The 6,503-nt window shown below is 72.4% G+C and carries 9 protein-coding genes; all 9 read left to right on the forward strand.

The features are described 5' to 3' along the window. Positions 1-15 precede the first annotated feature (15 nt). The 9 genes from ACIOHG_RS32485 to ACIOHG_RS32525 all read left to right on the forward strand — a co-directional run bounded on the left by ACIOHG_RS32485 (position 16) and on the right by ACIOHG_RS32525 (position 6,381). Complete coding sequence (locus ACIOHG_RS32485; protein ID WP_400955953.1) at positions 16-834, forward strand: hypothetical protein; 819 nt, start codon at positions 16-18, stop codon at positions 832-834. Beyond that, positions 831-2,168: a CpaF family protein gene (locus tag ACIOHG_RS32490; protein WP_400955954.1), complete on the forward strand. Its 1,338-nt coding sequence runs from the start codon at positions 831-833 to the stop codon at positions 2,166-2,168. Before ACIOHG_RS32485 ends, ACIOHG_RS32490 begins: the two co-directional genes overlap by 4 nt. Continuing rightward, positions 2,168-3,043, forward strand: coding sequence for a type II secretion system F family protein (locus ACIOHG_RS32495; RefSeq protein WP_400955955.1), 876 nt, complete (start codon positions 2,168-2,170; stop codon positions 3,041-3,043). The genes ACIOHG_RS32490 and ACIOHG_RS32495 overlap by 1 nt, the downstream gene beginning before the upstream one ends. Then, a complete protein-coding gene (locus tag ACIOHG_RS32500; RefSeq protein ID WP_400955956.1) occupies positions 3,040-3,972 on the forward strand; it encodes a type II secretion system F family protein in 933 nt (310 codons plus the stop codon). The genes ACIOHG_RS32495 and ACIOHG_RS32500 overlap by 4 nt, the downstream gene beginning before the upstream one ends. A gap of 110 nt (positions 3,973-4,082) precedes the next feature. Beyond that, complete coding sequence (locus ACIOHG_RS32505; protein WP_400955957.1) at positions 4,083-4,346, forward strand: hypothetical protein; 264 nt, start codon at positions 4,083-4,085, stop codon at positions 4,344-4,346. A 38-nt stretch (positions 4,347-4,384) separates the two neighbouring features. Continuing rightward, positions 4,385-4,822 carry a TadE family protein gene (locus tag ACIOHG_RS32510; protein ID WP_400955959.1) on the forward strand — a complete coding sequence of 146 codons (438 nt, stop codon included), beginning with the start codon at positions 4,385-4,387 and terminating at the stop codon, positions 4,820-4,822. Then, complete coding sequence (locus ACIOHG_RS32515) at positions 4,812-5,243, forward strand: TadE/TadG family type IV pilus assembly protein (protein WP_400955961.1); 432 nt, start codon at positions 4,812-4,814, stop codon at positions 5,241-5,243. The genes ACIOHG_RS32510 and ACIOHG_RS32515 overlap by 11 nt, the downstream gene beginning before the upstream one ends. Next, positions 5,240-5,677 carry a pilus assembly protein TadG-related protein gene (locus ACIOHG_RS32520; protein WP_400955962.1) on the forward strand — a complete coding sequence of 146 codons (438 nt, stop codon included), beginning with the start codon at positions 5,240-5,242 and terminating at the stop codon, positions 5,675-5,677. Before ACIOHG_RS32515 ends, ACIOHG_RS32520 begins: the two co-directional genes overlap by 4 nt. A gap of 26 nt (positions 5,678-5,703) precedes the next feature. Further along, positions 5,704-6,381 (forward strand): hypothetical protein, encoded by a 678-nt coding sequence (locus tag ACIOHG_RS32525; protein WP_400955964.1) that lies wholly within the window; start codon positions 5,704-5,706, stop codon positions 6,379-6,381. Positions 6,382-6,503: the final 122 nt, after the last annotated feature.

Here is a 6,503-nt window from a genome sequence, read left to right on the forward strand (position 1 = left end):
CCGCGGGGGATCAAGATGTCGCTGATCGTCATGGGGTCCGCCAAGGGCGCCCCCGGAACCTCCACCACCGCCCTGGCCCTGGCCGGGGTGTGGCCCAGCCCCACGTTGCTCGCCGAGCTCGACCCGTACGGCTCCGACCTGGTCTACCGGCAGGTTGCCCCGGACGGGGCGGTCCTGGACCCGAACCGCGGGATGTTCAGCCTGGCGCTGGCGGCCCGAGGCGGGCTGAACCCCGACGTGATCCGCGAGCACACCCAGTTCCTCCCGGGTGACCAGGAGATCCTGCTGGGCCTCTCCCGGTCCGAGCAGGGGGCCGCGTGGGGCGCGCACTGGGACCGGCTCGGCCGCGTCCTGGCGGCTCCCGGATCCACCGACGTCATCGCCGACGTCGGCCGGCTCTACCCCGACTCACCCGCGCTGGCCCTGCTGCCGCACGCCTCGCTGGTGCTGCTGGTGGCACGCACGAACGCCGAGGACCTCGCCCACGTCCGGGCCCGGGCGGCGGCGGTGCACCAGCGCCTTGCCGCCGGCGGGCGCCGCGTCGCCCCGATCGGGGTCCTGCTCGTGACCCCGCTGCGCCACCAGACCCGGGCGGTGGAGGCCGCCAACCGGGTCCTGGCCGGTATCGAGGCACCGGTGCAGGTCGCCGGCGTGGTCGCGTTCGACCCCGGAGCCGCCGAGCAACTGGCGGGCCGCAGGCGCGGCCGCATCCACAAGACGCAGTTGTTCGGTTCGGTGCGCGCCATCGCCGCCGACCTGGAGAAGCGTTTCGGCCTGGGCCGTACGAACGAGCCGGTTCCCGCCGGTCAGGCCCCGGAAGGAGTGGCACGGTGACGACGGTCGTGGAAGCGCCGATCGACTACGCCCTGGTGCAGGAGGTGCGCGGGCGCGTCGGCGAGGTGCTGCAGCAGCGCCGCCGTGCCCAGGAGAGCGGCGGCCGCCTGCTGTCCGAAGCCGATCTGACCGCCCTGGCCATGTCCATCGTCGAGGACGACCTGCAGGCGCTGTCCGCCCGGCGGATCGACAACGGACAGATCCCGCTGTCCTTGCAGGAGGAGGAGCGGCTCACCAAGGCGGTCCTGGCCGCGCTGGTCGGCGCAGGCCGGCTGCAGCCGTGGCTGGACCACCCGGACGTCGAGAATATCGACGCGAACGGCTTCGACAAGGTCTTCGTCAGCTACTTCGACGGCCGGCAGGAACAGGTCGGGCCGATCGCCGAGTCGGACGAGGACCTGATCGAGATGGTCCGCGTCCTCGCCGCGACCTCGGGCCTCAGCAGCAGGCCGTTCGACACCAGCAACCCGCAGCTCGACCTCCGCCTGCCCGACGGCTCCCGCCTCTCGGCGGTCATGGAGGTCTCCCACCGCCCGTCCGTCTCGGTGCGCCGCAAGCGCCTCAAGGTGGCGCGTCTCGCCGACCTGCTGGCCAACGGCACCGTCACCGAGGAGATCGGCGCGTTCCTGTCCGCCGCGGTGAAGGCGCGCCTGAACCTGATGATCGCCGGAGAGGTGAACTCCGGTAAGACCACCTTGCTGCAGGCCCTCGCCAACGAGATCCCGCCGCAGGAGCGGCTGATCACGATCGAGCGCTCCCTGGAGCTGGACCTGCACCTGCTCGAAGGCCTCCACCCCAACGTCCTCGCCCTCGAGGAACGCCTGCCCAACCTGGAGGGCCAGGGCTACGTGTCGATGGCGTCGCTGGTGCGGCGCTCGCTGCGCTCCAACGGCCGGCGCACCATCGTCGGCGAGGTACTTGGCGACGAGGTCGTGGCGATGCTGAACGCCATGAACCAGGGCAACGACGGCAGCCTCTCCACCGTCCACGCCAACTCCAGCGAGGACGTCTTCCAGAAGCTGAGCACCTACGCCATCCAGGCGGAGGAGCGCCTGCCGATTCACGCCTCCCAGCTCCTGATCGCCAACGCCCTGACCCTGGTGGTCTTCGTCCAGCGCGACGAGGACCCGATCACCGGGCAGCAGCGCCGCCGGGTCACCTCGATCCGCGAGGTGAACGGCTACGCGGATGAGCGGGTCACCTCCTCCGAGATCTACCGCCTGGACGGGGACGACAACGTCGTCCCCGACGCCCCGATGACCGACCGCACCCGGATCCGGCTGGAGAAGCACGGCTTCTCCACCGCGGCCTTCGACTACCCGGGCAGGTGGTGATGGCCAGCACCCTCATCACCCCCGCCCTCCTGCTCGCCCTGCTCACCGGCGCCGGCGCGGGCGCCGGCCTCGTGCTGTTCGGCGCCGCGGTACGGGGCTGGCCCCGCAAGCCGCGGGCCGCCCTGCCCCCGGCGCAGCGCCTCGCCCGGTTCCTTCGTCGCCGTGCCGGGGCCGCTCTGGCCGTCGGCCTGGTCGTGCTCGTGGTGATGCGGTGGCCGGTGGCGGCGATCGCCGCGGGCCTGCTGGTGCTGTTCTGGTCGAACCTGTTCGGCGGCGCGGCCGCCGAGCGAGCGGCCCTGGTCCGGGTCGAGGCGCTGGCGACGTGGATCGAGAGCCTGCGCGACACCATCGCCAGCTCGGCCGGTCTGGAAGGGGCTATCAGCGCCTCGGCCCGCACTGCGGGCCCCGTGCTCAAGCCCCACCTCGTCGCGTTGAACGACCGGATCAACTCCCGCACTCCGATGGACGAGGCCCTGCTCCGCCTGGCGGAGGAACTCGACGACGGCGGCGCGGATGCGGTGATCGCCCAGCTCGTCCAGGCGGCGGGCCTGCGCGCCGACGGCCTGCGCGAGGTGCTGACGGACCTGGCGACGGACGCGCGCGCCAAGGTCGCCATGCGCAACCGCATCTTCGCCAGCCGCGCCGGCACCCGCCGCAGCGTGCAGATCGTGGTGGGTGTGATCGTCTCGATGGTCGTCGGCATGCGGGTCTTCAATCCGGCGTACACCGAGCCGTTCGGCACCGCGCAGGGCCAGGCCGTCCTCGCCGTGGTGTTCGGCCTCTTCACGTTCGGCCTGATCTGGCTCCAGCGGCTGTCGCGTGTACCCACGCCCGCCCGCTTCCTCGTCAGGGCCCAGGAAGGGGGCACGGCGTGAACCTCGATCTGCTGAGGCCTCTCGCGCTCGGCGCGGGCTTCGGCTTCGGGCTCTTCGTCCTGTACCGCGCCCTGTTCCCGAGCCGGCCGGGCCCGGCAGCGGTCGTGCTGCGTGTCGACGCCCGCGCCCGGCTGTCGATGGGCGGTCAGCCGCTGCCCGAGGCGCGCCCGGACCGGGGCGCCCGGGCGGCACGCCTGCGCGAGGTGATCGGGCTCCAGGCCTCCCAGTTCTGCGCACGCCAGGGCTGGGAGTTCCCGGTGCTGCGCGCCGACCTGGCGATGCTGGACCGGTCGGTCGAGGCGTTCCTGGCGACGAAGGTGCTGGTTGGCCTGCTCGGCCTGCTGTTCGGGCCGGCGGTGTTCGTCGGGCTGTGGGCGGCCGGGTTCACCAGCAACCCGACGCTCCCGGTGTGGCTGGCCCTCGTCTTCGGCGCCGTGTTCTTCTTCCTTCCCGACATCGAGGTCCGCGGGGACGCGAAGAAGGCCCGGGCGGAGTTCGTCCATGTCCTGGGCAGCTTCACCACGCTGGTGGCGGGCTCCCTGGCCGGCGGCCGGGGCCTCCCGGCCGCCCTCAAGACCGCCACCGAGATCACCGACTGCGCGCCGATGCTGCGCCTTCGCCGCGAACTGCAGGGCGCGCGGTCGGCGAACCTGACGCACTGGCAGGCCCTGGACCAGCTGGGGCAGGAGATCGCGGTGCCCGAACTGCGCGACCTGGCGATCCGGATCTCGCTCGCGTCCGACGACGGCGCCCGCATCCGCTCCTCGCTCATGGCGACGTCCAAGACCCTCGCCGAGCGGGAACTGTCCGAAACCGAGGGCAAGGCCGGAGCGCAGTCGCAGGTAATGCTGATCGCGCAGCTGGCGCTGGTCGCCGGATTCATGATCTTCCTGGTCTACCCCGGCCTGATGCGGGTGGCGTCCCTGTGAATCACCGCCTGCGCCTCCACGGACCTCCCTGCACGCGGCAACTCCGCCGTTCCGTTCCGAGCCACCGCCCGGCCCCGGCCGGACTCCCAACCAACGAGGGGAACCTGATCATGAACGAGACCATCGGCCGCTTCACCAGCTGGAACCCGGACCTGACCCTGGCCGCCATGTGGGTGCGCGGCCGGGTCGTCGCTGCCCGCGACGAGGAGGACGGCGGCTTCTCGACAGTCGAGATGGTCATCGGCATCGCGATCATCATCGCCATCCTGGCCGCCGTCGCCGTCATCCTCAGCGACGCCCTCACCGGCAAGGCCGCCCAGGTGGGCGGCTGCATCACCGGCGCGAACTCCACCAACAACGGCGGCTGCGCCTAACCGGGCCACGCCGAGGAGGAGAGGACGGGACGGGGCTCATGGTGCGCGGACTGCGCCGGCTGCTGGAGCAGCGGCGTGCTCAGGGCCGGGACGCCGGCATGAGCACCGTCGAGTTCGTGATCGGGACGCCGATCATCTTCGGCCTGATCTTCCTCGCCGTGCAGTTCGCGTTGTACTTCTTCGCCGACCAGGTCGCCCTGGCCTCCGCCCAGGCGGGGGCCAGGGAGGCGAGGGCGACCGCGGACGCCGACCCCGGCGGCTGGCAGGAGCGGGCCCGTACCGTCGCCCTCAACCGGATCGCCTCCCTCGGGCCGGCACTCGCCAACGATCCTGTCGTCGCGGCTCAGAGCACGGGCGCCCACGAGGTCAAGGTCACTGTGCAGGTGAAGGTCGTCAACGTCATCCCGTGGCTGGACCTGACCGCCACGGCCACCAGCCAGGGCCCCGTGGAAAGGTTCGTGCGTGATGGCGGCTGACACGAAGGGCCGCCTGGCCGAGCGCCTGCGCGGCGATGCCGGGATCAGCACGGTGGAACTGGTCATCGCCACTCCCCTGATGCTGCTGATGGTCCTGCTGCTCGTGGGCTTCGGCCTGATGGTTCAGGGGCGCAGTGCCCTGGACGGGGCGGCGCGCGACGCCGCCCGGGCCGGGGCGTTGCAGCGCGACTACGGGACGGCCGGCTCGGAGGCGACGCGGGCGGCACGGGCCAGTGCGCAGGGGGTGTGTGCGAACGGGAACGTCCAGGTATCCACCGGCGGGGACTGGCGGTCCGGAGGGATGTTCACCGTGACGCTGCGCTGCGAGGTCCGCGGTCTGGCCTGGCTCGGGATCACCTCGGGCCGGGAGATGACCAGCACGTCCACCGCGCCGCTCGACACCTACCGGCGGACGTCGTGACGGCCCGCGCGGTGCTGCGGCGCCTGGCCTTGCGCCTTCGGGGGGACGAGGGCAGCGGTGCCCTCTATCTGATCTTCGGCTCGATGCTGTTCCTGCTGTTCGCGGGGTTCGTCATCGACGGCGGGCTCGCGATCCATCAGCGGGAGCGGGCTGCGGACATCGCCGAGCAGGCCGCGAGGTACGCCGCGAATCAGGTCGATCCGGGAGCGCTGCGCAACGGGACGGTCCAGGTTCCCGGGAACCCGGCGTGCAGTGGGTACGCCCAGTCGTTCGCGGCCCAGTCCGGCGCGAGCGCCACGTGCACGGCCGCCGGGGGCGACAGGGTGACCGTGCAGGTCCAGCTCACCTACCAACCGATCCTGATGCGCCTGCTCGGTCAGACGTCGATTACGGTGCGTGGTACCGCGACGGCGCAGGCCGTGCAGGAGCAATGATCATTCACGGGGACGGGAGATTCGCCATGCCATCCACCACCAGCACCACCGCCCGCCACGCCGCAGTTCTGGGCTGCGCGGGACTTGCTCTCGCCGCCGCGGCCGCCTGCACCAGTTCCAAGCCGGCCGGCGACGGCACGATCAGCGGCGCCCAGAGCACCCCCGGCGCCATAGCCTCCGCCAGCGCGAGCGCCAGCGCGACGTCGGCGCAGCCCGCGGGGGCGCCCGCTGTCGTCCTGCCTCCGGACCTTCAGATCGCCACGTCCTTCGACACCAAGGGCGACGGGGACAAGGAGGCCGTCGCCCAGGGCCTCGACTACGCGCTGCGCGCCTACAACGGCGCGTTCGCGGCCGGCGATCCGGAGAACGCGGCGTTCAAGTACTCGTGGGACGGGGTGGCGCGCCCCTACATGGCCAACATCATCGGGCAGTTGGTCCAGCGTAACCAGACGATCACCGGGCAGACCCGGTACTACGCGGCCGCCTTCACGCTCACGGACGCGACGCACGCCGCCGCGACGTACTGCGAGGACCAGTCGAAGGGGTACCCGAAGGACAGGACCACCGGCCAGGTGCAGACCAGCACCCCGTCGGTGCGCGACTTCACCGAGTGGAACGTCGGTCTGGAGAAGTCCGCACAGGGTGTCTGGCGGGTCACGAACGCACTCGGGGAGAAGGGGTCGACCAAGTGCCAGAGCGCCTGACCCGTCGTGGGGGGGGGGGCCCCCCCCCCCGGCCGGGGGGGGCCCCCCCCGGCCCCCCCCCCCCCCCCCCCCCCCCCGCGGGGCCCCCCCCCCCCCCCCCCCCCCCCCCCCCGCCACGCCCC

The organism is Kitasatospora sp. NPDC088134 (assembly GCF_044741705.1).
In the GTDB taxonomy this organism is placed as follows: domain Bacteria; phylum Actinomycetota; class Actinomycetes; order Streptomycetales; family Streptomycetaceae; genus Kitasatospora.